The 22,173-nt window shown below is 51.3% G+C and carries 20 protein-coding genes, 1 pseudogene and 1 other annotated feature; of the genes and pseudogenes, 18 read left to right on the top strand and 3 right to left on the bottom strand.

What is annotated here, in order from left to right; translation table 11 throughout:
• Nucleotides 1-28: 28 nt before the first annotated feature.
• Nucleotides 29-1,690 (bottom strand): methionine--tRNA ligase, encoded by a 1,662-nt coding sequence (gene metG / locus GC101_RS05780; protein ID WP_171716474.1) that lies wholly within the window; start codon nucleotides 1,688-1,690, stop codon nucleotides 29-31.
• Nucleotides 1,691-1,805: 115 nt separating this feature from the next.
• Nucleotides 1,806-2,074 (bottom strand) — a binding site (T-box leader).
• Nucleotides 2,075-2,148: 74 nt separating this feature from the next.
• Between metG and GC101_RS05775 the strand changes: the two genes are divergently transcribed.
• The 6 genes from GC101_RS05775 (at nucleotide 2,149) to GC101_RS05750 (ending at nucleotide 5,627) form a co-directional block, all read left to right on the top strand.
• Nucleotides 2,149-3,234, top strand: a complete 1,086-nt coding sequence (locus GC101_RS05775; protein ID WP_171716473.1) for a site-2 protease family protein — start codon at nucleotides 2,149-2,151, stop codon at nucleotides 3,232-3,234.
• Nucleotides 3,235-3,300: 66 nt separating this feature from the next.
• Nucleotides 3,301-3,516: a hypothetical protein gene (locus GC101_RS05770; protein ID WP_171716472.1), complete on the top strand. Its 216-nt coding sequence runs from the start codon at nucleotides 3,301-3,303 to the stop codon at nucleotides 3,514-3,516.
• Between the two features lie 122 nt (nucleotides 3,517-3,638).
• Nucleotides 3,639-4,082, top strand: a complete 444-nt coding sequence (locus tag GC101_RS05765; protein WP_171716471.1) for a GNAT family N-acetyltransferase — start codon at nucleotides 3,639-3,641, stop codon at nucleotides 4,080-4,082.
• Nucleotides 4,083-4,174: 92 nt separating this feature from the next.
• The gene (locus GC101_RS05760) at nucleotides 4,175-4,411 is read left to right on the top strand and encodes a DUF3892 domain-containing protein (protein ID WP_039297904.1); all 237 of its coding nucleotides are present in this window, start codon (nucleotides 4,175-4,177) and stop codon (nucleotides 4,409-4,411) included.
• Between the two features lie 253 nt (nucleotides 4,412-4,664).
• On the top strand, nucleotides 4,665-5,219 hold the full coding sequence (locus GC101_RS05755; RefSeq protein WP_039297906.1) for a hypothetical protein: 555 nt from the start codon (nucleotides 4,665-4,667) through the stop codon (nucleotides 5,217-5,219).
• An 84-nt stretch (nucleotides 5,220-5,303) separates the two neighbouring features.
• Nucleotides 5,304-5,627, top strand: a complete 324-nt coding sequence (locus GC101_RS05750; protein ID WP_019911532.1) for a DUF1292 domain-containing protein — start codon at nucleotides 5,304-5,306, stop codon at nucleotides 5,625-5,627.
• Nucleotides 5,628-5,743: 116 nt separating this feature from the next.
• Here the strand turns inward: GC101_RS05750 and GC101_RS05745 are convergent, their stop codons facing one another.
• Nucleotides 5,744-7,219: an aminotransferase class I/II-fold pyridoxal phosphate-dependent enzyme gene (locus tag GC101_RS05745; RefSeq protein WP_171716470.1), complete on the bottom strand. Its 1,476-nt coding sequence runs from the start codon at nucleotides 7,217-7,219 to the stop codon at nucleotides 5,744-5,746.
• Between the two features lie 92 nt (nucleotides 7,220-7,311).
• Between GC101_RS05745 and GC101_RS05740 the strand changes: the two genes are divergently transcribed.
• The 4 genes from GC101_RS05740 to GC101_RS05725 all read left to right on the top strand — a co-directional run bounded on the left by GC101_RS05740 (nucleotide 7,312) and on the right by GC101_RS05725 (nucleotide 11,895).
• Complete coding sequence (locus GC101_RS05740) at nucleotides 7,312-8,601, top strand: MFS transporter (protein WP_171716469.1); 1,290 nt, start codon at nucleotides 7,312-7,314, stop codon at nucleotides 8,599-8,601.
• Between the two features lie 321 nt (nucleotides 8,602-8,922).
• Nucleotides 8,923-9,519 carry a hypothetical protein gene (locus tag GC101_RS05735; RefSeq protein WP_171716468.1) on the top strand — a complete coding sequence of 199 codons (597 nt, stop codon included), beginning with the start codon at nucleotides 8,923-8,925 and terminating at the stop codon, nucleotides 9,517-9,519.
• 267 nt (nucleotides 9,520-9,786) lie between these two features.
• Nucleotides 9,787-11,199, top strand: coding sequence for an NADP-dependent phosphogluconate dehydrogenase (gene gndA / locus GC101_RS05730; protein ID WP_039297916.1), 1,413 nt, complete (start codon nucleotides 9,787-9,789; stop codon nucleotides 11,197-11,199).
• 147 nt (nucleotides 11,200-11,346) lie between these two features.
• Nucleotides 11,347-11,895, top strand: coding sequence for a shikimate kinase (locus tag GC101_RS05725; RefSeq protein ID WP_171716467.1), 549 nt, complete (start codon nucleotides 11,347-11,349; stop codon nucleotides 11,893-11,895).
• Between the two features lie 32 nt (nucleotides 11,896-11,927).
• Here GC101_RS05725 and GC101_RS05720 read toward each other — a convergent pair whose 3' ends face one another.
• A complete protein-coding gene (locus GC101_RS05720; RefSeq protein ID WP_171716466.1) occupies nucleotides 11,928-12,236 on the bottom strand; it encodes a rhodanese-like domain-containing protein in 309 nt (102 codons plus the stop codon).
• Nucleotides 12,237-12,353: 117 nt separating this feature from the next.
• Here GC101_RS05720 and aroA point away from each other — a divergent pair, with 117 nt between their 5' ends.
• The 8 genes and pseudogenes from aroA to GC101_RS05680 all read left to right on the top strand — a co-directional run bounded on the left by aroA (nucleotide 12,354) and on the right by GC101_RS05680 (nucleotide 22,084).
• Nucleotides 12,354-13,646 (top strand): 3-phosphoshikimate 1-carboxyvinyltransferase, encoded by a 1,293-nt coding sequence (gene aroA, locus GC101_RS05715; RefSeq protein WP_171716465.1) that lies wholly within the window; start codon nucleotides 12,354-12,356, stop codon nucleotides 13,644-13,646.
• Entirely contained in the window at nucleotides 13,634-14,185 is a 552-nt protein-coding gene (locus GC101_RS05710; protein WP_171716464.1) for a GNAT family N-acetyltransferase, read from the top strand. Before aroA ends, GC101_RS05710 begins: the two co-directional genes overlap by 13 nt.
• A gap of 167 nt (nucleotides 14,186-14,352) precedes the next feature.
• Nucleotides 14,353-14,787 carry a CoA-binding protein gene (locus tag GC101_RS05705; protein WP_042212815.1) on the top strand — a complete coding sequence of 145 codons (435 nt, stop codon included), beginning with the start codon at nucleotides 14,353-14,355 and terminating at the stop codon, nucleotides 14,785-14,787.
• Between the two features lie 237 nt (nucleotides 14,788-15,024).
• Nucleotides 15,025-15,692, top strand: a pseudogene (locus GC101_RS05700) (hypothetical protein).
• 585 nt (nucleotides 15,693-16,277) lie between these two features.
• Nucleotides 16,278-18,164 (top strand): glucose PTS transporter subunit IIA, encoded by a 1,887-nt coding sequence (locus GC101_RS05695; protein ID WP_171716463.1) that lies wholly within the window; start codon nucleotides 16,278-16,280, stop codon nucleotides 18,162-18,164.
• Nucleotides 18,161-19,927, top strand: coding sequence for a phosphoenolpyruvate--protein phosphotransferase (gene ptsP / locus GC101_RS05690; RefSeq protein WP_042136523.1), 1,767 nt, complete (start codon nucleotides 18,161-18,163; stop codon nucleotides 19,925-19,927). The genes GC101_RS05695 and ptsP overlap by 4 nt, the downstream gene beginning before the upstream one ends.
• Nucleotides 19,928-20,148: 221 nt before the next feature.
• Nucleotides 20,149-20,673: a sigma-70 family RNA polymerase sigma factor gene (locus GC101_RS05685; protein ID WP_171716462.1), complete on the top strand. Its 525-nt coding sequence runs from the start codon at nucleotides 20,149-20,151 to the stop codon at nucleotides 20,671-20,673.
• A 1-nt stretch (nucleotide 20,674) separates the two neighbouring features.
• On the top strand, nucleotides 20,675-22,084 hold the full coding sequence (locus GC101_RS05680) for a hypothetical protein (protein WP_171716461.1): 1,410 nt from the start codon (nucleotides 20,675-20,677) through the stop codon (nucleotides 22,082-22,084).
• Nucleotides 22,085-22,173: the final 89 nt, after the last annotated feature.

The raw sequence follows: 22,173 nt of genomic DNA, 5'->3' as shown, positions 1-22,173 counted from the left end.
TGACGAGGAGATGATGAAGTTTTCCGCCTCAGCGCTGCAAGCTCTTGAGGCGCTCGGTCTCCTCCTCAATCCGCGCCACATCAATCCGTTCGAACAATAATTCCAGCCCCTGTACCCGCTGATGTGCCGGAACGGCTACCGGCTGCCAGACAGGCTGTTCAAGGGCCAGAAACTCCCTGATCTTGCCACAGGAGAATGGAATGAACGGGTTCAGCAGGTTGGACAGATTAGCAATGATCTGTACACAGGTATACAGCGTACTGGCACAGGCGGCGGGGTCATTCTTAATCTGCAGCCACGGCTGCTGCTGATCGAAATATTTGTTAGCCTGGCGGATATGGGTGAAGACATGCTCGAGCGCTTCTTTGAAGCTGCCCCCCTCAATAAGTCTCCCGGTCTCGCTGTACAGAGTATTAATGCTGCTGGCCCATTCGGCATCCAGTGTACCCTCAGGCACCTCGCCATTCCAGAACTTATTCACGAATACCAGACTGCGGTTGACGAAATTACCGAAGGCACCCAGCAGCTCGCTGTTATGGCTGTAGATGAATTCTCTCCAGGAGAAGTCGGCATCCCGTTTCTCGGGGCCGTTCGCTGTCAGGAAATACCGGATGGAATCCGGATTGTAGCGGCTGAGAATATCCGGCACCCAGACGGCCCAGTTACGGCTTGTGGAGAATTTCTCCCCTTCGAGAGTCATGTATTCACAGGAGAAGATGCGGTCCGGCAGATGAAGGTCTCCAGCACCCAGCAGCAGAGCCGGCCAGATCAGGCTGTGAAAAGGTACATTATCCTTGCCGTGCACATAATAGGCGGTAATGGGAGGGCTCCCGGCGTCCTTGTCCTCAGTGGATTCCAGCCAGAAATCCTCCCAGCGGTTGCCGGTCTCCGCTGCCCATTGCTTGCTGGCGGACAGATAGCCGCTCACGGCTTCAATCCACACATAGATTTTTTTGTCCGTGAAGCCATCTACGGGAACATCCACCCCCCAGTCCAGATCCCGCGTTGCAGCGCGGTCCTGCAGTCCTTCCTGCAGATATCTGCGGGTTAAACGCACAGCATTGTCTCTCCAGCCTTGCGCAGAATCTACGTATTCCGAGAGTGCGCTTTGGAAGCTGGATAGTGACAAATAATAATGCAGGGTGGAACGCAGCACCGGCGGGGTTCCGCAGATTTTGCAGGTACGCTCCAGCAGGTCAACCGGGTCGAGTATCGTAGAACAGTAATCACATTGGTCACCCCGGGCCTGCTGTCCGCAGACCGGGCAGATTCCCTCTACATAGCGGTCCGGCAAGTAGCGCTGATCCTGCTCACAGTAGCATTGGAGCGTTGACTTCTGGTACAGATGCCCGTTATCCAGAAGCTTAACGAATAGCTCCTGCACCACGCTGTGATGATGCTCCTGATCGGTCCGGGTGTATAAGTCGTAGGTGAATCCCAGCGTGCGGAAGCAATCTGCGAACTCCTGATGATATCTGCTGGCGAATTCACCAGGGGATACACCTTCCTGCGCCGCCTGCACAGCGACGGGAGTGCCATGGCAGTCACTGCCGGAGACATACAGCACAGCGTCGCCTTTGGCACGGTGATAGCGGGCCAGGATATCTCCCGGCAGAAGACTTGCAAGCCTGCCCAGATGCAGGGAGCCATTGGCATACGGCCAAGCCCCTCCGATAAAAATGTTTGTCATGTCATTGTCCTCCTATAAGTTTTGTTGACAGATGTTTCCTTGAAACGGCTTCGGACAAAACCCGTTTCTGAGAACATGTTTAGGATTCTAAGCGCACAAAAAAGACCCTCATCCCCAAAGGGACGAGAGCCTGTGCTCACGTGTTACCACCCAAATTCATCAATGCCTTGCGGCATCCACCTCTTCAGGTACGTCCGCATAAGCTTGCGGGTATACCCTAGCATGGTAACGGATGCGGGTTCCGGCGCAGCCTACTTCCCGTTATGCGGGCTTCGATGCGCAGCTCTGAGACCATATTCCCGTGGGTTTTCTTTGCTCCTTTTCAGCGGCCGGAGCTCTCTGTGAAAGAATTGCCAAGGTACTCTTTCTCTTCATAGCTATTGTGGTTATGCTAATTACTGGATATCATATATGCAGGTGATGGCTTATGTCAACACCGGATATAGAGATAAAGGAGAATGAGAATTTTGCCGGAAAAAAAGCAGGAAAAGAAAAGCTCAGGCATAATGGGATGGCTTGGTAGCGTAGGGGTCCTGCTGCTGCTGAAGGGCAAAACTATTCTGTCTCTGCTTAAGCTGGGAAAGATAGCGGGTCCGCTGATATCTATGGCGGTATCCATCTGGGCGTATGCATTGATTTATCCATGGGGATTTGCAGCAGGCTTTGTTGCTTTATTATTCGTTCATGAAATCGGCCATGTTATAGCAGCCAAACGGATCGGACTGCCGGTGAGCGCACCGCTGTTTATTCCTTTTATGGGAGCACTCATTACGATGAAAAAACAACCGCTGGATGCCAGAGAGGAAGCCTACGTTGCTTTTGGAGGCCCCATTCTGGGGAGCATTGGCGCTGCCGCCGTCTTCGGAGCAGCTTATTATTATCACAGCCCGCTGCTGTATTCACTGGCTTATGTCGGATTTTTTATTAACCTGATCAACCTGCTGCCGATTCATCCGCTGGATGGGGGAAGAATTGCCACTGCGGTTACCCGGTGGTTATGGCTGGTGGGTCTGGTTGGAGGTCTGGCAGTGATCATCTATCTGAAATCTATTCTGTTCGGTATTATCTGGCTGTTATTTGCCTATGACATGTACAAGAAATATATCAGCCGGCGCACGAAGAATCAGATGCATGCCGTATTGAAGAGCTTCCTGATACCGATTGAAGATTTGCAGGATCAAGGGTATCTGATTCCCGGACCTGAGCACAAAAGGGAACTGCCTTTTACCACCTACAGTGATTTGAACCGCCAGCAATATCTTGGTGTCCGCTGGGACAATCTGGACTACTACGGTACAACGACTATGCCAGTACAGTCGATTGTCAGCAAAGTCCGGATCGTGCAGCTCGACCAGCTGTATGTAGATACTAAGCTGCAGCTGAAGATGCAGTGTGAGGTCAGTTTTACAGTGTTTGATAATGATAAATATTATGATGTGCCGGCCGCGTCACGCTGGAGATATGGTATTGCTTATTTTGTACTCGCAGGCTTTCTCGGCGTCATGATGTACCTTGTGCATATCGTTGGCAATGTAAATCTGTAAGGATTCGTTTATGAAGCCCCTGATTCGTCAAAGCTGTATAGAATCAAGAAGAACAGGGGGACAACTATGCGCAAGTCATTGGTGTGGAGCGGGGTCATTGGAGTGTGTGTGATGCTGGGGACGGCCGGATGTGCGGCTGGCGGTGAGGCTCCCGGATATACGGGGGTTCATAAGATGAGCGGGCTGGATGGCAGACTGGATACACCCGATGGTCTAATATCACCGGTTATGCAGGATGTGTACGACCGTTCGATTCCGGAAGAGGTGTATTCCATTCAATAGTCCGGCGGACGCGGCTTATCCGTCTTCCCTATCCCTGAAGACCTGAGGCTCTATACAGGATATTAAAAATTCTGTATAATGGCTCAATGTTGATTGGACCTACAGAGAGGGGCTAGAGGAGAATGGCAGTGGAAATCGTACATGTCAATACAGAGGAGCAGCTCCAGATGGCGCTTGCGATCCGCAATAAGGTATTTGTGGAGGAACAGAAGGTACCGGCCGAAGAGGAGATTGATGAATATGATGTGATCGGTGACAATGCGCATCATTTCCTGCTTAAGGAGAACGGGGAGCCGGCAGCTACCGGAAGACTGATTTATTACAAGGCACAGACCGCTAAAATGCAGCGGATTGCTGTTCACGAGCATTACCGGTCCAAGGGTTTCGGACGGATTTTGCTGCTCGCTATGGAGGGGCATGCCCGTGAACTCGGCCTGGTAGCCTCCATTCTCGACGCCCAGTGTCATGCAGAAGCCTTTTACAGCAAACTGGGCTATGAAGTAATTTCCCCGGAGCCCTTCTATGATGCCGGTATTCTTCACGTGAGAATGCAGAAAACGCTGTAATCAGCCCGGGTATATACTCTTTCGATTCTATGGACAAGCTATCTGTGAGCCAGATTGATGGCTAATCCCAGGCGCGAAGGAGAAGATCCTAAGTGATGAACAACGAACGTGAACGCTTTATTGCAGCCCAAAGAAACGGTGATGGTGATCTGACCAAGTTCCAGACCTCTTCCGGCCGTGTGCTGGATTATCAGCAGGCACTTCAGGAGGTTCAGTCCGGGAGTATTGCCGGAGTCAACGCATTCAAAGGGAAAGACGGCGAAATGTATATTCGCGGCGATGCAGATGGGGATCCTACCAACAATCTGGATCAGCTTCCGCAATTTTAACCAGGCATAGATAACAGGATGAAACGATGAAACGGCCGGACAAGCGTCTATTTTGATGCTAATGTCCGGCTTTTTTGTGTTGCGGAGTGGGCATATCTCCCCGGTATTTCTTAGATTGCACGCCGAAACCGGTTGCATAATGGTGTGTTTTTCTTTTCTACTGCAAAAAGAAATAATTCCCTGAATTCTGCGCAACTTGTAGAAGGGTTGGTAGTATACATTAACAGCATGAATTATTTGGAGGGGCTCTACAATGAGATGGAGAAAAATTGCTCTATGCGTGGTTGTGTTTTCCATGATGGGAAGCTCATATTTGTTCGCTGACGCTGTAAACCAGAAAATCAAAGTGTGGAGCAATGGAAAGGAAATAGCCGATGGAGGCTATTTGATTGACGGCAAGGCCTATATCCCTGCGAGAGAAGCGGGAGGTGTCGTCAGCTGGGACGGTTCAGGCAAAGTGACGATCCTCAAGCCTAATGTGCATATTGTGCTGTTCAAGGGCGATACGGTATTCGGCAATGTAAACACAGGCAAGCTGAAGATGAAGATCCTTACCCAGGTTGACAGCCTGAAGGACAGCGTCTCAGCTGTGAAGGTGGCAATCACCGATCCGTCAGGGAATGTGAAGGATATTCTGGAGGATGCCGGCGGCTCGAAGAATGAGGACTTCTGGTTCTCCACCCCGGAATTCACCTATGATTTCAAAGAATCCGGCAAATACAGTGTTGGGTTCTTCATCAAGTCATCCAAGAGCGGAGATTACGTTCTTGTGTCAGAAAAGGTAGTTACGGCTTCGGCCAAGAATTAACCGGGGTCTGCAAATTGACCTGAACTTATCTTACGTGTTACGATACCAAATGTAGGATAATTCAATTTAAAGTGAGGTATTTCAATGAGCGATCACAAACATGAGCATGGCCATGAACATGGTGAAGCATGCGGTTGCGGACATGATCACGACCATGAGCACGAGGAGTTTGTGCTGACCTTGACGAACGAGCAGGGCGAAGATGTAGAGATGGTGCTGGTAGAAACGTTTGACGTAGGCGAGAAGTTATACGCACTGCTGCTCGAGCGCGAAAACCCTGAAGCAGACGGCATCATTCTGCGTATGGAAGAAGAAGACGAAGAAATGGTACTCTACAACATTGAAGATGAAGCTGAATGGAAAGCTGTTGAAGAAGCTTACAACGAGCTGCTGGCCCAGCAAGAATAGATTTCAGTGAATCAAGTACTTAGGCTTGCTGTCTTGGACAAGACAGCATCGCCTAATACAAAACCCCGATACTGTAACAGTATCGGGGTTTTGTATTGCTGCAGGGCCTGAGCCGATTAAGAAATCGGCTCAGCCTCTACAATTACTTTGATGTTGGTGATGCTGCGGTCCTCAGGGCCTTTGACCGGCAGGCCGATTTCCACATGGTCGATGATATAGTCAATGTTATCTTGGGTAATAACTTCACCAGGGAGAAGAATCGGGATGCCCGGCGGATAAACATAGATGAATTCTGCAATAATGTAGCCTGCAGACTCCCGGAAGGGAACCAGCTGTGTATCGGCGTAGAAGGCATCTCTCGGAATCAGGGCCAGCTGCGGAATATTCGGCACCTGCACCTTCATCTCATAGATCTCACCTTTGCTGTAATGGATCGCTGAGAGCACGCGCAGAGCGGCTAACAACTTATCTACCGATTCCTGGGTATCTCCAGGGGTAATCAGGCAAAGAATATTATACATGTCGCTGAGTTCTACTTCGATGTTATACTTCTGACGCAGCCAGTTCTCGGTTTCGTATCCGGTAATGCCCAGATGGCGGACGTGAATGTTAAGCTTAGTCGGGTCGAGATTAAAGGTTGCCTCTGTACCGAGAATTTCTTTACCGAAGCTGTACAAGCCTTCAATGCTGTTAATAGTGTCCCGGGCATAGTTGGATAAGGCGATGGTTCTTGAGGCCATCTCATGCCCGTTTAGCGCCAGATTGCGTCTGGAGGTATCCAGAGAAGCAAGCAGAATATATGAAGTTGAAGTTGTGGTCAGCATGCTGAGAATGGTTTGTACCCGCTGAGGGTTAACAAGACCTGTCTTGGCATTGAGATTCAGTACCGAGCTCTGCGTCATGGAGCCGCCCAGTTTATGCACGCTGGTTGCTGCCATATCCGCACCGGCCTGCATGGCCGATACCGGTAACTCCTCATGAAAATGAATCAATACTCCATGTGCCTCGTCCACAAGTACGGGAACCCCGTAACTGTGGGCCAGGTCGACAATCGAACGCAGGTCGGCGCACACGCCAAAATACGTCGGATTGATAACGAGGACACCTTTGGCATCCGGATGGCGCCTCAAAGCCCGTTCGAGCGAGCTTGTGGTTATGCCGTGGTCTATCCCAAGATTCTCATCCTGTACAGGAGAGACAAAAATAGGCTTGGCTCCGGAGAAAATAATGGCCGACATCACGGATTTGTGAATATTGCGCGGCACAATAATTTTATCTCCTTCTGAGCAGACAGAGAGGATCATAGTCATGATGGCATTGCTCGTGCCTTGTACACTGAAATACGTGTAATCGGCGCCGAAGGCCTCTGCAGCCAGCTTTTGAGCTTCAAGAATAACCCCGGTGGGCTGATGAAGATCATCAAGCGGTGCAATATTGATCAAATCTATGGATAGAGCGTTATCGCCGATAAACTCACGGAATTCGGCATCGGTCCCTAGCCCCTTCTTATGTCCCGGAATATGAAATTGAACTGGGTTTCCGGCGGCATGCTTTTTGAGAGCTGTGAAGAGGGGAGTTACATGTTGATCCATTTAATGCTGTCACAACCTTTCGCGAAGATTAGTTTTTTTCAAGCAAGCATCAGTATAACAAATCAATCAACATAATACTAGGATGTGATGAAATGTCTGGCAAAGTAGCGCAGCGTATGCATATCAATTTGGCCTCACCGTTCATTGTGGAGATGTGGGTCATTATTTTTCTGGTCGAATTCGTAAAAGGATCGCTGCTGGTAGCCCTGCTGCCAGTCTATATGGAGAATATTCTGGGCCTGTCGGTGACGGTGGTCGGCTTCGCCTTTGCCCTGCAGTATCTGGGAGATAATCTGTTCCGCAGCCCGTTCGGCTGGGTGATGGAGCGGATAGGCTACCGCTGGACGATGACAGGTGCACTGCTGCTGATTCTGGTGGCTGTCGGGCTGATCATCTATGCCAAAGATGCAACCACATTGTCTATTGCCTGTCTAGTCCTGGGCATAGGGACTTCGCCGCTATGGCCTTGTACAATGACAGGGATTACTGAACTTGCCGGTTCTACGGAAAGCGGCAGCAGCGGGGCGGCGATGGGCGCTGTGGAGATGGCGTCGCTAGCCGGCACCGGGATCGGCCCGATCATCGTCAATTTCATGATGGACCATGGCGGACAGAGCTACCGTACAGTCTTTCTGGTGCTGATGGGCTTCGCCGCTGCTGTTGTGGCTGTAGCGCTGCTGCTGCCGTCCCGGATTGGCGGTCATGCGCCTCATGTAGTCCGTGAGATGAATGCTGATGGAGCGGGTGCGCCACGTACGCCGCTGCGGCCGCTGCAGAGCCTGAAGCGGACCTGGCATCAGGTCAGAACTTCCCTGAAGGTAAGCCGGCTGCTCTTCCCGGCGCTGTTCCTGCAGGCTTTTGCCATCGGGCTCATGACCCCTGTGGTCACTTTGTTCGCCCGCTCCGAGCTGCATGTGACGCCTAACCAGTTCAGCCTGCTGCTGATTGCCGGTGGAGGCATCACCGTGCTGGCGCTGATTCCGGCGGGCAAGCTGGTTGATAAGATCGGGACATCGGTCTTCCTCAACATTGGCTTCCTGCTGGCAGCCTGTTCCCTGGCATTCTTCTCGCAGGTCCGCTGGCTGCCGCTGGCCTTCGTTGCCGTGGCGATGGTCGGAATAAGCTATGCGCTTATTCTGCCGGCATGGAATGCCTTCCTGGCCAAGCAGGTTCCCAAGGGTGAGCGTGGGACGGTCTGGGGCCTGTTCCTGACGCTGCAGGGCTCAGGAATGGTCGCAGGTCCCGTGTTGTCCGGCAAGCTATGGGATTCCGTCAGCCATAGTGCGCCTTTTCTGGCCAGTGCAGGTGTAATGGTCCTGCTCTTCGGCCTGCATCTGCTGATTGTCCACCGGACGAAGCTGAAGCAAGGCAGAGCGCATTAAGTGCTGTTTTTATTAAAGTATTAGGAAACACTAAAGCCGCAGACAGACCGGTAAACCCGGCTGCCTGCGGCTTTTATAGAGTTTGTTTTGCCAATTGATCAGGGAATGACGTCAAAAGTAGGGTCTGGCGTTTGGAAAAGGCGCAAAGCGGGTAAAAATAGTCAATAAACCAAGTTACCGCTACATAAAATGAAGTATAAAATAAGTGTAAGACGAATGCAAAATGATGGTGCGTATGTGGAGGTCCGGCAGTCAGTTCTACTTCTTAAGTTAGGCCATGAAACTGGCTATGCTGTAACCAAGCAGTTAGGGGGGAGTGCCGTGAACAAAAATGACGAAGTGGAGTACTGCAATCTGGAGCTCCGGTTTGACAGACAACATATCCAGGACTTGATTAAGGATCTGATAAAGGAAGGCTATTCCCTTTACTGGAGTGAGAATGAGAATGTTTTTCTTATTTCGGTGCGCACCGGACGCAAGCTTGTGAAGCTGCGCTTCCAGCGGATTAAGGATGGCTTCAAGCTGGTGGGAGATTATATGATCCGTGATGCGCGCCTGGCTGAATGGATGGAGAAGCTGATTGGTGATATGCGCGGCCATGCCGTAGTCAAACGTTTCCGCGACCGCCAGATTATTATTGAGAATATTCTATTCGGCGAAGTGATCCGCCTGGTGGAGATTTCCGGATATCAGCAACGAGTCCTGTACCAGAAGGGTCCGCTGCTATCCGACCAGGAACTGACGAAGCTGTTCTACTCTATTGAAGGCGAGGAGCGGATCCGTGACCGCCGGCTGGAGGTTGATGAGCAGCTGGACCGGCTGAGTGAAGCCATGCGCAATAAGGATTCTGCCGGAGTGGAGGCTTGCACCGCCAGGCTGAACATTCTGACCAGGGAGCTTGCCGCGCTTGAATGGTGAAATTGAATTGATTATCTTCTGTTCAAGGCATCCCGCTATGGGGTGCCTTGAACTTTGTAATGCAAGTTGCGTGCAGGGGTTCACTTCTGCGCTCAAAACCGTTAAAATAGTCATTGTGAGCAATTTCCCTGATTCTTAGGACTTTGTCAATGAAATTGATCTCTCTTTCGCAGGCGGAACTTTGCTGTCTCTGACAAAGGGTGGTATTCTTATACTGCGAGAAATGGATTTCACAAAAAATACAGGGTGCAAAGGGTGGAGAACCAGATGTCAAAACAACAAATCGGCGTCATTGGCTTGGCGGTAATGGGCAAAAATTTGGCTCTTAACATCGAGAGCAAAGGCTTTAGCGTATCCGTGTTTAACCGTTCCCCGGAGAAGACACATGATCTGGTCGCAGAAGCAGCAGGCAAGAACCTGGTAGGTACTTTCTCAGTTGAGGAGTTTGTACAATCCCTGGAAGTGCCGCGCAAAATCCTGATTATGGTTCAGGCGGGCAAAGCAACCGATGCTACCATTGAGCAGCTGCTGCCGTTCTTGGATCAAGGCGATATTATTATTGATGGCGGTAACGCTTATTTCCCTGACACCGTTCGCCGCAGCAAATATCTTGAGGACAAAGGCTTCCGTTTCGTAGGTACTGGCGTATCCGGCGGCGAAGAAGGCGCACTGAAAGGTCCTTCCATTATGCCTGGAGGTCAGGAAAGCGCGTATAAGCTGGTTGAACCTATTCTTACGGCTATTTCTGCCAAAGTGGACGGAGAGCCTTGCTGTACATATATCGGACCGGACGGTGCCGGGCACTATGTAAAAATGGTGCATAACGGCATTGAGTACGGCGACATGCAGCTGATCGGCGAAGCGTACCATTTGCTGAAAGATGTGCTGGGCCTGGATGCCAAGGAACTGCACAACACCTTCGCAGAGTGGAACAGCGGCGAGCTGGACAGCTACCTGATCGAAATTACTAAGGATATCTTCGCGCAGTATGATGAAGAAACCGGCAAACCCATGGTAGACGTCATTCTTGATGCTGCCGGACAAAAGGGTACCGGCAAATGGACAAGCCAAAGCTCGCTGGATCTCGGCGTGCCACTGTCCATGATCACCGAATCCGTATTCTCCCGCTTCTTGTCTGCAATGAAGGAAGAACGCGTTGAAGCCAGCAAAGTGCTGAGCGGTCCTGCTGCTGTAGCCTTCGATGGTGACAAGGCTGAATTTATCGAGAACGTGCGTAAAGCATTGTTCGCCAGCAAAATCGTATCGTATGCACAAGGCTTCGCACAGCTGCGTGTAGCTTCTGATGAATACGGCTGGGATCTGAAATATGGTGAACTGGCCAAGATCTGGCGCGGCGGCTGCATTATCCGCTCCCGGTTCCTGCAGAACATCACGGATGCCTATGCCAATAATGCAGACCTGAAGAACCTGCTGCTTGATCCGTTCTTCAAGGATGTTATGGATAACTACCAATCCGCATGGCGCAAAGTTATTGCCTCGGCCGTAACTCTGGGTATTCCGGTTCCCGGCTTCTCCAGTGCGCTTGCTTACTATGACAGCTACCGTACAGAACGTCTTCCAGCGAACCTGCTGCAGGCACAACGCGATTATTTCGGCGCCCACACCTTCAAACGCGTGGACAAAGAAGGCGTGTTCCACCACAACTGGCTGGCTGAGTAACAGTAACCGCCCAGCTTAAGCTATAGAGAGCCCGAAATGCTTTTCGCTTCCTGCGGAGAGCTTTCGGGCTTTTTTGCACCTCTGCTGCATTGTGCAAACTTTTCACCCTGTGTTATGATATGACAAATGTCGCGGTTGGAGGTAGTTATGGCTGGGGATCAGGAAGAGCAGCAGAATATACGGGATATCACAGAGAACAGAAATATTATACTCGTCGGAATGATGGCTACGGGGAAGTCAACGGTAGGCGCTATGCTGGCTGAGGAGCTTGGATATGAACTGGTTGATCTGGATGCAGTAATTACGGAGAGTGAAGGCCGGAGTATTGCGGAGATTTTTGCCGCAGGCGGCGAAGAGGCCTTCCGGAAGATAGAATCGGCCGTACTGAAGCGGATGCTGCAGGGTGAACGCAGAATTATCTCTACAGGCGGAGGCGCAGTGCTTGCACCCGGTAATGCTGAGGTTATGCTTGAGCAGGGGCTTGTTGTGGCACTTACAGCCACTGAGGAAGCGATTATCGCCCGTGTCAGCGGGGATGAGAACCGGCCGCTGCTCGCCGGCAATGCCGCAGAACGGGTCCGCGCTATTATGGAGCAGCGCAGGGAAGCTTACCGTTTCGCGCACTGCACGGTCGATACAACGGAGCTGAATGTGGCCGAAGTCTCACAATATATTTTAATGCATTACCGCGCTTGAGCTTTTAAGTATGTTTGCGTTCGTGATTTAGACTAGGCTTGTTCGGTTTCATTCCATTCAATCATGCCGCCGCTCAGATTCGAGCCCTTAATGCCGAATTGCTGCAGATATTCGCAGACACGCTGGCTGCGGTTACCGGAACGGCAAATGAAGATGATCTCGGTATCAGCCGGAAGCTCTTCAGTCTGCTGCGGGATGAGGCCCATCGGGATATGCTGCGCACCGGGAATCATGCCGAAGGCAACCTCATCATCTTCGCGGACGTCGATCAGAACAAGCTCTTCGCCTGAAGCAATTCGCTCACGCAGTTCCTGCGGTGTAATCTGTGGGATTTCATTCATGGTTGTACCCTCTTTTCTGTCCTAATAGAATGTATCAATGATAACACAACTGCGGATTACCCTGTCAAACGGGGCCGTACATACAGAAACTATATTACTTTAAGGAGCGCTTAGATTATGGACGTTATTGTTAGGCCAACGCCGACGCTGCAAGGAGAATTCGGAGCTCTGTCATCCAAAAATTACACAACACGCTACCTGCTGGTAGCTGCCCTCTCGGAAGGTGTCAGCACGATTTATCATCCCGCGCACAGCGAGGACAGCGATGCCATCCGCAGATGTATCGCCGATCTCGGGGCTGTACTGACCGAAGATGAGGAGAAGATTGTAGTGCAGGGGTTCGGGCGTCACCCGCGTGATGTCAAAGAGCTGAATGTCGGGAATGCCGGTGCCGTGCTGCGCTTCCTGATGGCGGTTGCCGCGCTCAGCCCGGAGGTCACTTTCGTGAACACGTATCCGGATTCGCTCGGTAAACGGCCGCATGATGACCTGATTCAGGCGTTGGGCCAGCTAGGTGTAGAGGTGGAACATAATAACGGAAGGCTGCCGATCACTATTCGCGGCGGTAAACCGCAGGGCGGACGGATTACCGTATCCGGTGCTGTAAGCTCACAGTATCTTAGTGCGCTGTTGTTCCTCACGCCGCTGTTAGATGAAGACAGTGAAATTATCGTACTGGATGATCTGAAATCCAAAGTGGTCATCGGACAGACACTTGAAGTCATGGAGCAGGCAGGCATTACTGTGCATGCTGCTGACGATTACATGTCCTTCAAGGTGCCGGGTAGGCAGGCTTATGCGGCCAAGTCTTATACGGTTCAGGGTGATTACCCGGGATCAGCAGCTGTACTTGCTGCCGCAGCAGTGACGAAGTCGGATGTGACGATTCACCGTCTGGCCGAGCATAGCAAGCAGGGGGAACGGGCGATTGTTGATGTGCTGCGGATGATGGAGGTACCGCTCACGCATGAGAATGGTACCGTACATGTGCAGGGCAACGGCATTCTGAAGGCGGTGGAATTCGATGGTGATGCTGCTACGGATGCTGTACTGGCCATGGTGGCGGCAGCCGTATTTGCCGAAGGGACATCACGCTTCTATAACGTGGAGAATCTGCGCTATAAGGAATGCGACCGGATTACCGACTATCTGGCGGAGTTGACCCGTGCCGGAGCGAAGGTGGAAGAGCGCCGTGATGAGATCATTGTACATGGCACGCCTGAAGGTGTTGAAGGCGGCGTAACCATTAACGCGCATTATGATCACCGTGTAATTATGGCGCTTACTGTAGTGGGCCTCAGAGCCCGTCAGCCGCTGCGGATCAAGGATGCCCATCATGTCGCGAAATCGTACCCGCAATACTTCGATCACCTGCGTTCGCTGGGCGCGAATGTGGAATGGGTAGAATAACAAAGGTGGGTCCGTTAAATATCAATCCGCTCACGGAGGATGATATTTCTCCGGTATCGGATCTTTATAAGATTGCGATTATGGATGCGTTTGAAAGCGAAGGACTGGGTCACCTGCAGGGGGACATCCAGCAGGAGATCGAATCCAAGATACGAATGGCAGCAGCGTCTCTTAATCCGCTGAATTCAGACATCTGGTTCTGGGTCGCGAGAATTGACGGTAGGGTTGTCGGCACCATTTCTTATGCTCCATGCGGAGAGGACATCAGGGTCTGTATCGGAAATCAGCTGGATGCTGTAGGCGAGCTGGGCAGTCTGTATGTTTTGCCTGGATATCAGAGGCAAGGGATTGGGTCGGCTTTGATTGCAATGCTCATGGTATTTCTTCGGGAGCAGGGTATTGATCGGTTCTGCCTAGACAGCGGCTACAGACGTGCACAAACCAGGTGGCTGCGGAAATTCGGAGAACCCTATGTGATAGTTAAGGATTATTGGGGTCCGGATTCTGTCCACATGGTCTGGCTGTGTCCGGTGAGCTGAGGGTTCTGCCGCACTAACGGAACCGCATCTCCAGCCGCCCGGCTTCTAACCGGCCTGTCTAAGAATGGATTCGGCCGTTGCGGGTGTCATGTGAATTTGGAACTTGTTACGCTCCGCTGTATGATGTATTTATAACGAACATCTAACCACAGGAAGGGGAAATACACATGAGCTTTGAGAATCCAAGCAGGGATGAAATTGGAGATATTCTGGCTGGTGCAGGCAATATTGCCGTAGTCGGCTTATCCGACAAAACCGACCGCACCTCTTATATGGTCGCAGGTGCAATGCAGAGCCGGGGGTACCGGATTATTCCGGTCAATCCGTCGGTAGACGGAGAGATCCTGGGTGAGAAATGCTATCATACGCTGGCGGAAATTCCTGAGCCGGTGGATATTGTGAATGTATTCCGCCGCAGTGAATACTGCGCGGCTGTAGCGCAGGAAGCCGCGGATATCGGCGCGCGCGTGCTCTGGCTGCAGCAGGGTATCATCAGCCAGGAGGCGGCTGACATCGCCGCTGCCCACGATATGATCGCCATCATGGACCGCTGCATCAAGGTGGAAGAAGCGATTACGGTGAAGGGCCGGAGCCGGGGATAAGTACTTGACTGCAGCCGGATGAAGGAGCTCATAGGGGAGCCGGAGTAAGCTCCGGCTTCTGGTTTTCATAATCCGGAATGCTGGAACGGTGCGAAGCCTTGGAATCCGAATGTTGCTCATGCAGAATATAGATTTTATTGATTGCGATTGCTATACTTGAAGCAGACGAAGAACGTCCTTTACTCCATTTCATTGGAGAGAAGGGCGTTTTTTTTTATTTTACAGGAGGTCATTCATATGGACTTTGAACAGGCACATTGCACGTTTATTGAGATGCATACTAATGAAAGAGCTGGTGAACGGCGGGGAGGCTGGTGCGTGGACACAATTATGCGGAGAAACTGTTTTTACAGAATGTATGGTGGCCGCTGTTTGAGTCGCTGGAGCATCTGCATCCCGAATACGAAGTTTATGACTGGAACCGCAAGTCGCAATTTTTGGATTTTGCTTTTCTGCCTGCAAGCGGCAGCCGTTTCGGAATTGAATGCGATGGTTTTCAGAGTCATGTTAAAGACATGGACCGTGAAAAATTCAGCTATGCACTTAACAGGGATACCTTTTTAACTGGAATGGGCTGGAAAATGCTGCATTTCTCATTCGACGATATCCAGCAGCATCCGGAGGTATGCCGGATGCTGCTGCAGCTGGCGTTGGCACCTTATTTAGCCCGGAGTACTGCCGCTCAGCATTTGATTTCTGAAGAGATGGATGTGTTAAGACTGGCATGGCGGATTGCACGGCCGCTTCGTCCCAAGGATGTGACTGAATATTTACACATCAATTTCCGGACGGCGCGCAAGCTGCTGATTGCCTTGAGTGATAAAGGACTGCTTAAACCTGTATTTTCAAAGGAACGGGTGCGGTACTACGAGGTTAGCACAATGCGGTCCGATATCTTATGGTGACTTCAGAACAGCGAGAACAGCGAGAACAGCGAGAACACTCAGAACACTCAGAACACTCAGAACACTCAGAACATCCAGAACACCCTTCCTTTGCGTGACAACTAGTAATGTTAAAGATTAAGGTTACGCCAATGACAGCTGATCAATGCTGAAGTTCCTACTTTTACTGCTAAAGTTTTTAGGCCATCCGGTGTAATAGGAGATAAGTGTATTTAGTACAACTAAAATGCGCTCTACAGGGGGTTTTTCAGGAATAACTGCACTTCGTACAATTAAAAAGCCGATTTTTGCGATTTTAGCGGAATTAGACCTGAATAGTTGTACAGAATGCAATTAAAATAAAATATAAGTTCTCCTAGTCAAATATAGTTGTACAAACTACACTTATTCAGTCGCAGGAGTCGCAGGAGTCGCAGGAGTCCTGTGACTGACCTCTATTGCAGAGGATAGTTTGTGTCAGATAAAAATATCCGGGTAATCGCCCCCGGGCCAGGCTATCCTTGCTGTGTTTGTTTACACGTATTCTTTTGACAAAAACTGCTGCAGCGCTTACCATTCAATATAGAAAGAAAGGAGAGGGTCACCTTGAATTGGCTCGGATCTTTGCAGCAGTTAGGCAGAGCCATTATGCTTCCTACCATGGTGCTTCCGGCGGCGGCCATCTTGCTGAGTCTGGGCAGCTTACCGTGGTCTGCATGGGGACTTTCTTCGGTATCCGAAGTGACGACATACGCGGGGCAAGGAATATTCTATTTCATGCCTTATTTGTTTGCTGTCGGTGTGGCGTGGGGATTGTCCAATCAGGCCGGACCGGCCGGACTGGCGGCGCTCGCAGGGATGTTCACTTATGACCGGATTGTTTCCAACATGGGAGACGGGGCTGTACAGCCTGCAACATTAATTGGTATTATCCTCGGGATTGTAGCCGGCGTAGCGCATAACCGGTTTAAGAATATCAAACTGCCGGAGGCGATCCAGTTTTTTGGAGGGTCGCGTTTTGTACTGCTCTTTATGGGTTTGTTCTCCGCACTGTTCGCCTGGGTGATGCTTGGCGTATCCCCGCTGCTCCAGGAGCTGCTGAATGATCTCTTCAGGGGCGTGCAGGTTACCGGCGGATATGGAGTATTTGTCTACGGGGTATTATACAGGGTGCTGACGGCCTTTGGCCTGCATCATATTCTCAATAATGTATTCTGGTTTCAGCTGGGCTCCTTCACGACGCCTGATGGAAGTGCAGTCGTGCAAGGGGATTTGCCGCGTTTTTTTGCGGGAGACCCTACAGCGGGAATCTTCATGGCCGGGCTGTTCCCGATCATGATGTTTGCCCTGCCGGCGATCGCCTTTGCTATTATTCAGGAAGCGCGCGAGGACCTCAAGCCGAAGATTAAGAAGACTTTTTTGCGTGCCGCTTTGGTCTGCTTTCTGACCGGGGTGTCGGAGCAGATTGAGTTCGCGTTTCTGTTCGCTTCACCCTATTTGTTCGCGCTGCATGTAGTCATGTCCGGCCTTGCCATGGTACTGACCTACTCACTTGGTATTCATCACGGGTTCTCGTATTCAGCAGGTGCGATCGATTTCTTCCTCAATCTGCATCTGTCCCAGCGGGCCTGGCTGCTGATTCCGATAGGGATCGGCTATGGCATCGTCTACTATAATGTGTTCCGCTGGGCGATACGCCGCTTCCAGATTCCTACACCGGGCCGCGAAGAAGGGTCCGAGCTGGGAGACTGGGCGGGGAATATACCGTATCAGGCTCCGCTGATTCTGGAGGCGCTGGGCGGCAAAGAGAATATCGTACAGGTACAGGCCTGCATCACCCGGCTAAGATTAACTGTGCATAACGACCGTTTGATAGATACAGGAGCACTCAAGGGGCTTGGCTCCGCAGGCATTATCAAGCTGGGCGGCGGCAATGTGCAGGTCGTCTTCGGTACATACTCGGAGCTGATCCGCGAAGAGATTGACAAGCTGATGCTGCGCGATTTGCCGCAGGTGCTGTTCAGCTCGCCCATCCAGGGCCGGATGATGCCGATCGAAGAGGTGCCGGATCATATTTTCGCCGCGAAGCTGGTTGGGGACGGAGTAGCCTTTTTCCCGGAAAAAGGAGAGCTGGTCTCGCCCGTATTCGGCAAAGTGATGCATGTATACCCTACAATGCACGCAGTGGGCATTTCTACACCCGAAGGGCTTGAGGTGCTTATGCATATAGGGATTGATACTTCGCAGCTTAAAGGGCCGTTTGAGGCGCTTGTACAGGAGGGTGACAGCGTGGAGCCCGGGCAGCTGCTGGTCAGATTTGATCTGGCTTTCTTGAAGGAGCATGCCGCTTCACTCGCTACTCCTATGGTCATTACCAATCCGGACCGCGTAAAATCCTGGAGCTACGCTCCATTTAAAAATGTTAAAAAGGGGCAGTCGTCAGTCATGTCCGTTGTTCTACACGAAAGTAATGTTGGAGGGATCGAAGCATGATACAAGGCATAGGCGCCGCAGCAGGTGTTGCCATCGGGAAGGCCTTTGTCTTGCCGAACTGGGAATGGAGTCTGCCGGACACTCAGGTGAATCCGGTGGATCTGGCTAAGGAGTTTGAACGTTTATACGAAGGGATCCGCACCTCCAAGGATGAGATCGAATTTATCAAAAGAGAATTCCGGGAGGTCGTCGGGCCGGAGGAATCGAGTATTTTTGATGCCCATCTGGCGATCCTGGACGACCCTGTATTCATGAGCGAAATCCGCGGTATTATCGAACGCCAGTATAAAGCGGCTGAGGTGGCGGTTAAGGAAGCCATTGACCATTTTGTAGCTATGTTCGATCTGCTGGACGATGAGTATATGAAGGAGCGGGCGGTGGATATCAAGGATGTCGGCAACCGTCTGCTGAAGCATCTGCTGGGTGCGCCGGAAGTTACCCTTCCGTCGGATACACAGCCTTATATTCTTGTGGCGAAGGAGCTCTCTCCGTCCCAGCTGGCGCATTTGAACCCGGCCTATGTGCTGGGCATTGTCACGATGATGGGCGGCAAGACTTCGCATTCCTCCATCATGGCCCGGGCGCTCGGCATTCCGCTGGTCGCGGGCCTGGAGAACAAAATCATTACCCCCATTCAGACCGGGGACATGCTGGTGCTCGACGGGGAGACCGGAGCTGTGATGCTCCATCCGGATGAGTCCACCGTGCGGGATTTCACCTCCAGACGTGCCAAGCAGCTCAAAAAGCGGGAACAGCTGGAGCTGCTCGCTACCGTTGAAGCTTTCACCAAGGACGGCGTATCCCTGCGTCTGGCCGGCAATATCAGCTCTGTGAAGGAGCTTAATATGGCGCTGAAATATGGAGCCGAAGGTGTGGGGCTGTTCCGTACGGAGTTTCTGTATATGGACCGTAATACGTTCCCGACGGAAGATGAACAGTTTGAAGTCTATAAGCTTGTAGCTGAAAAAGTCGGCAAGGAATCTGTCGTCATCCGCACCCTTGATATCGGAGGAGACAAGCATCTGGATTACTTCCAGCTGCCGGAGGAGCAGAATCCGTTCCTCGGTTACCGCGCCATCCGCATCAGTCTGGACCGCAAGGACATGTTCAAGACTCAGATGACGGCCATTCTGCGGGCCAGCCATTACGGTAATGTCCGGATGATGTTCCCGATGATCTCCTCCGTAGAAGAGGTTCAGGCTGCCAAAGCCGTGCTGGAGGAAGTGAAAAGCGAGCTTGACAGCCGGGGGATTCCATATGACCGCAAGCTGCCTGTAGGCATTATGATTGAGGTGCCAGCCGCTGTTATGATTGCCGATCTGCTGGCGGAGGAAGTGGATTTCTTCAGTATCGGCACGAATGATCTGGTGCAGTACGTACTCGCTGTGGACCGGATGAATGAGCAGATTGCCCATATGTATCATCCCTACCATCCGGCAGTGCTGCGCATGATCAAGATGACCGTAGATGCGGCCCGCAGCGTAGGGATCGATGTCAGTGTGTGCGGTGAGATGGCCGCAGATGAACGGTCATTACCGCTCTGGCTGGAGCTCGGAATCAGTGTGCTGAGCATGTCGCCTCAGGCGCTGCTTAAGGTGAAGCACCGTACCCTGAACACGCTGGCTTCCGAAGCCAGAGAAGTTGCCAAGCTCTGCTTCCGTAACCGGACCAGCTCGGAGACAGAGGAGCAGCTGAGTGCCTTTGCCGGGCGCAGCGGAATTACGCTGGGTGCAGGCGGGGACTCCAAAGAAAAAACGTCATAACCATTAACGGGCACACATAATGAGCTTATCTAATATAAAGTCCGGCGTGGTGGTCAACCCATACACGCCGGGCTTTTTGCTGTGAATCACAGCTGTTACAGACTCCTCAAAGAGAGAATTTCTAACCCGTTTATCTTATTTGTTCCAAAAAAGTAAAACCGTTTGCGGCGCTGCGCAGTCAGTATATACAGAAATCAAAAAAAACAGAGGGAGGATGCGGGATGGAGAATGTTTGGGAAGGCGAGCGGATGCGGGTCTTAAATGAGCAGGAACAGCTGTTCATCAGCCGGGTGCTAGAGCAGAAGAAAATACTGTACAGCATAGCCTATAGCTACTTGCGGAGCGAGGCGGAGGCGCTTGAAGTGGTGCAGGAAACTACATACAGAGCCTGGGTCAAGCGTGGGAGTCTGAAGGATACGGACCGGTTTGCGCCCTGGCTGACAAGAATTCTGATCAACTGCTGTAAGGATGAATTGAAGCGGAGGAAACGTCTGGCGTCTCCTGGTCCGGTTCCGGTTAGCGGCGGCCTGCAGGAGATGACCAGTGACCGTAAGCTGGATATGGAGCAGGCGCTGAATGGGGTCAAGCCGAAATACCGCCAGGTGCTTGTACTGAAGTATTACCGGGATATGACACTGACCGAAATCGCCGAGGTGCTGGGCAAGCCTGAAGGGACGGTCAAAACTTGGCTGAACAAGGGACTGAAGCAGCTGCGCGACAAAATGAGAATTAGAGGGGGACTATAGGATGGCTACGAGTGAAGAAACACTGCTGAAGGAGTATTATCTCAGTCTGTCAGCCGAAGCGGATGAAATTGCTGAGCTGAAGCTGAATGCTGCAATTCGCAAGGGGATAACCCGGTCGAAGAGATTCAATATGTCTCTAAAAGCGCGTTATGTTTTAGGTTCGGTGGCTATGCTGGCGATTCTGCTGCTGTTCGTTTTTCCTTGGGGGAGCGAGGCTTTGAAGCCGCGAAGTGGTGCTTTGAGCCCGCAGGTAACGGTGCAGGATATGAAGTGGTTCGAAGCTTACAGCAAAGTTGCCGGAAGTGATTCTACAGTTAATTCAGCATTGGCAGCAGGTCTCATTAAGCCGATAAGCGGCGCAACAGCAGAGACGGATGGGTATGTTCTGACAGTGGAAGCCGTTGCAGCAGACCGGATGGGAATCCTCTTTTTCTATAAGCTGGAGAATAAGAACTTAAGTGCATCTGCTTATTCGCTCTCAGTGACTACGGTTGCAGATATAGAACTAGGACAAGGGGCTTACTTCAGCAGTAATCCGAAAGCTGTATCTGGAGTAACACGAGGATACCAAAAAGCACTTTGGAACCGCAATTATACGAAGCTGCCGGAGCGGATGGCGGTAAAGCTGAGTGTGGTGGGGCCGGTAGGCGGGGTGGTCGATGGCATACAGAACTTTGCGACAACCAATGAGGTGTATGTCCCGATCACCATTGAGCAGAATGCTGTTGCACAGTCCGGAGAGACCGTATCCATTAACCGGACTATGGAAATCGCTGGCCAGGATGTTGAGATCGGAGACGTATATATAGCTGCAACTGGCATCTATGTGGAAACTGCATACAGCCCGCAGAATTCCGTGGAAATATTCGGTCTGAACAGCCCGCATATTCTGCTTGGAGGCGGTAATGATTTCACTGCATTGTATTCAAAAGCATCGATTAATGTTGAGGGCAAACAGTATCTCGTATTCCCTGGCAGTGAATTGTCACCTGGAACCATGAAGCTGCAAATAGACGGTATCAATGGACTAGAGGAATCTGCCCAGGAGCTGATAGTAGATACGGATAAGAAGCAAATTATCAAAGGACCTGACGACCGCCTGCGGATAACCGCTGCGTCTAATACTCATAGCTTGATTATGGAATACCAAAGACCCAGCAATAAAAGCGCTGGCTATATTGCAAATGTAATTCTGGATCGGACATTTAAGGACGGAGCAGGCAAATTGCATACGGCTACGTATAATTCCGCGGTGCCTACTATTGATCCTGCTCATGCTGATGAGAAGGTTCCTCCGATTCAGTATGGATACAAGCTGGGAACGGCTGAGCTGCCGCAGCCTTTGACTTTCAAGATCATCAGTTACCCGAATCTGATAAAAGGGTCAGCAGAGCTTACTCTTCGCAAATAACACAATGAATTTAAAAAGCCCTGCTCGCCGCTACAGCGGAGAACAGGGCTCTTCATGTATCTTCACGTATTAGTATCACTTAATTTCAA

The sequence above is a fragment of the Paenibacillus phytohabitans genome (assembly GCF_013141775.1).
GTDB classification, from domain to species: Bacteria; Bacillota; Bacilli; order Paenibacillales; family Paenibacillaceae; genus Paenibacillus_AQ; species Paenibacillus_AQ phytohabitans.
The sequence above is the reverse complement of the archived record's forward strand: the minus strand, read 5'-3'. Positions and strand labels throughout refer to the sequence as shown.

Excerpts from the sequence above, each read along its gene's own strand:
- GC101_RS05720 (WP_171716466.1), bottom strand. The coding sequence starts at position 12,236 with ATGAATGAAATCCCACAGATTACACCGCAGGAACTGCGTGAGCGAATT.
- GC101_RS05765 (WP_171716471.1), top strand. The coding sequence starts at position 3,639 with ATGGCAGTGGAAATCGTACATGTCAATACAGAGGAGCAGCTCCAGATG.
- metG (WP_171716474.1), bottom strand. The coding sequence starts at position 1,690 with ATGACAAACATTTTTATCGGAGGGGCTTGGCCGTATGCCAATGGCTCC.
- GC101_RS05705 (WP_042212815.1), top strand. The coding sequence starts at position 14,353 with ATGAGCTTTGAGAATCCAAGCAGGGATGAAATTGGAGATATTCTGGCT.
- GC101_RS05685 (WP_171716462.1), top strand. The coding sequence starts at position 20,149 with ATGGAGAATGTTTGGGAAGGCGAGCGGATGCGGGTCTTAAATGAGCAG.
- GC101_RS05775 (WP_171716473.1), top strand. The coding sequence starts at position 2,149 with ATGAGAATTTTGCCGGAAAAAAAGCAGGAAAAGAAAAGCTCAGGCATA.
- gndA (WP_039297916.1), top strand. The coding sequence starts at position 9,787 with ATGTCAAAACAACAAATCGGCGTCATTGGCTTGGCGGTAATGGGCAAA.
- GC101_RS05745 (WP_171716470.1), bottom strand. The coding sequence starts at position 7,219 with ATGGATCAACATGTAACTCCCCTCTTCACAGCTCTCAAAAAGCATGCC.
- ptsP (WP_042136523.1), top strand. The coding sequence starts at position 18,161 with ATGATACAAGGCATAGGCGCCGCAGCAGGTGTTGCCATCGGGAAGGCC.
- GC101_RS05770 (WP_171716472.1), top strand. The coding sequence starts at position 3,301 with ATGCGCAAGTCATTGGTGTGGAGCGGGGTCATTGGAGTGTGTGTGATG.
- GC101_RS05755 (WP_039297906.1), top strand. The coding sequence starts at position 4,665 with ATGAGATGGAGAAAAATTGCTCTATGCGTGGTTGTGTTTTCCATGATG.
- GC101_RS05750 (WP_019911532.1), top strand. The coding sequence starts at position 5,304 with ATGAGCGATCACAAACATGAGCATGGCCATGAACATGGTGAAGCATGC.
- aroA (WP_171716465.1), top strand. The coding sequence starts at position 12,354 with ATGGACGTTATTGTTAGGCCAACGCCGACGCTGCAAGGAGAATTCGGA.
- GC101_RS05680 (WP_171716461.1), top strand. The coding sequence starts at position 20,675 with ATGGCTACGAGTGAAGAAACACTGCTGAAGGAGTATTATCTCAGTCTG.
- GC101_RS05740 (WP_171716469.1), top strand. The coding sequence starts at position 7,312 with ATGTCTGGCAAAGTAGCGCAGCGTATGCATATCAATTTGGCCTCACCG.
- GC101_RS05710 (WP_171716464.1), top strand. The coding sequence starts at position 13,634 with ATGGGTAGAATAACAAAGGTGGGTCCGTTAAATATCAATCCGCTCACG.
- GC101_RS05725 (WP_171716467.1), top strand. The coding sequence starts at position 11,347 with ATGGCTGGGGATCAGGAAGAGCAGCAGAATATACGGGATATCACAGAG.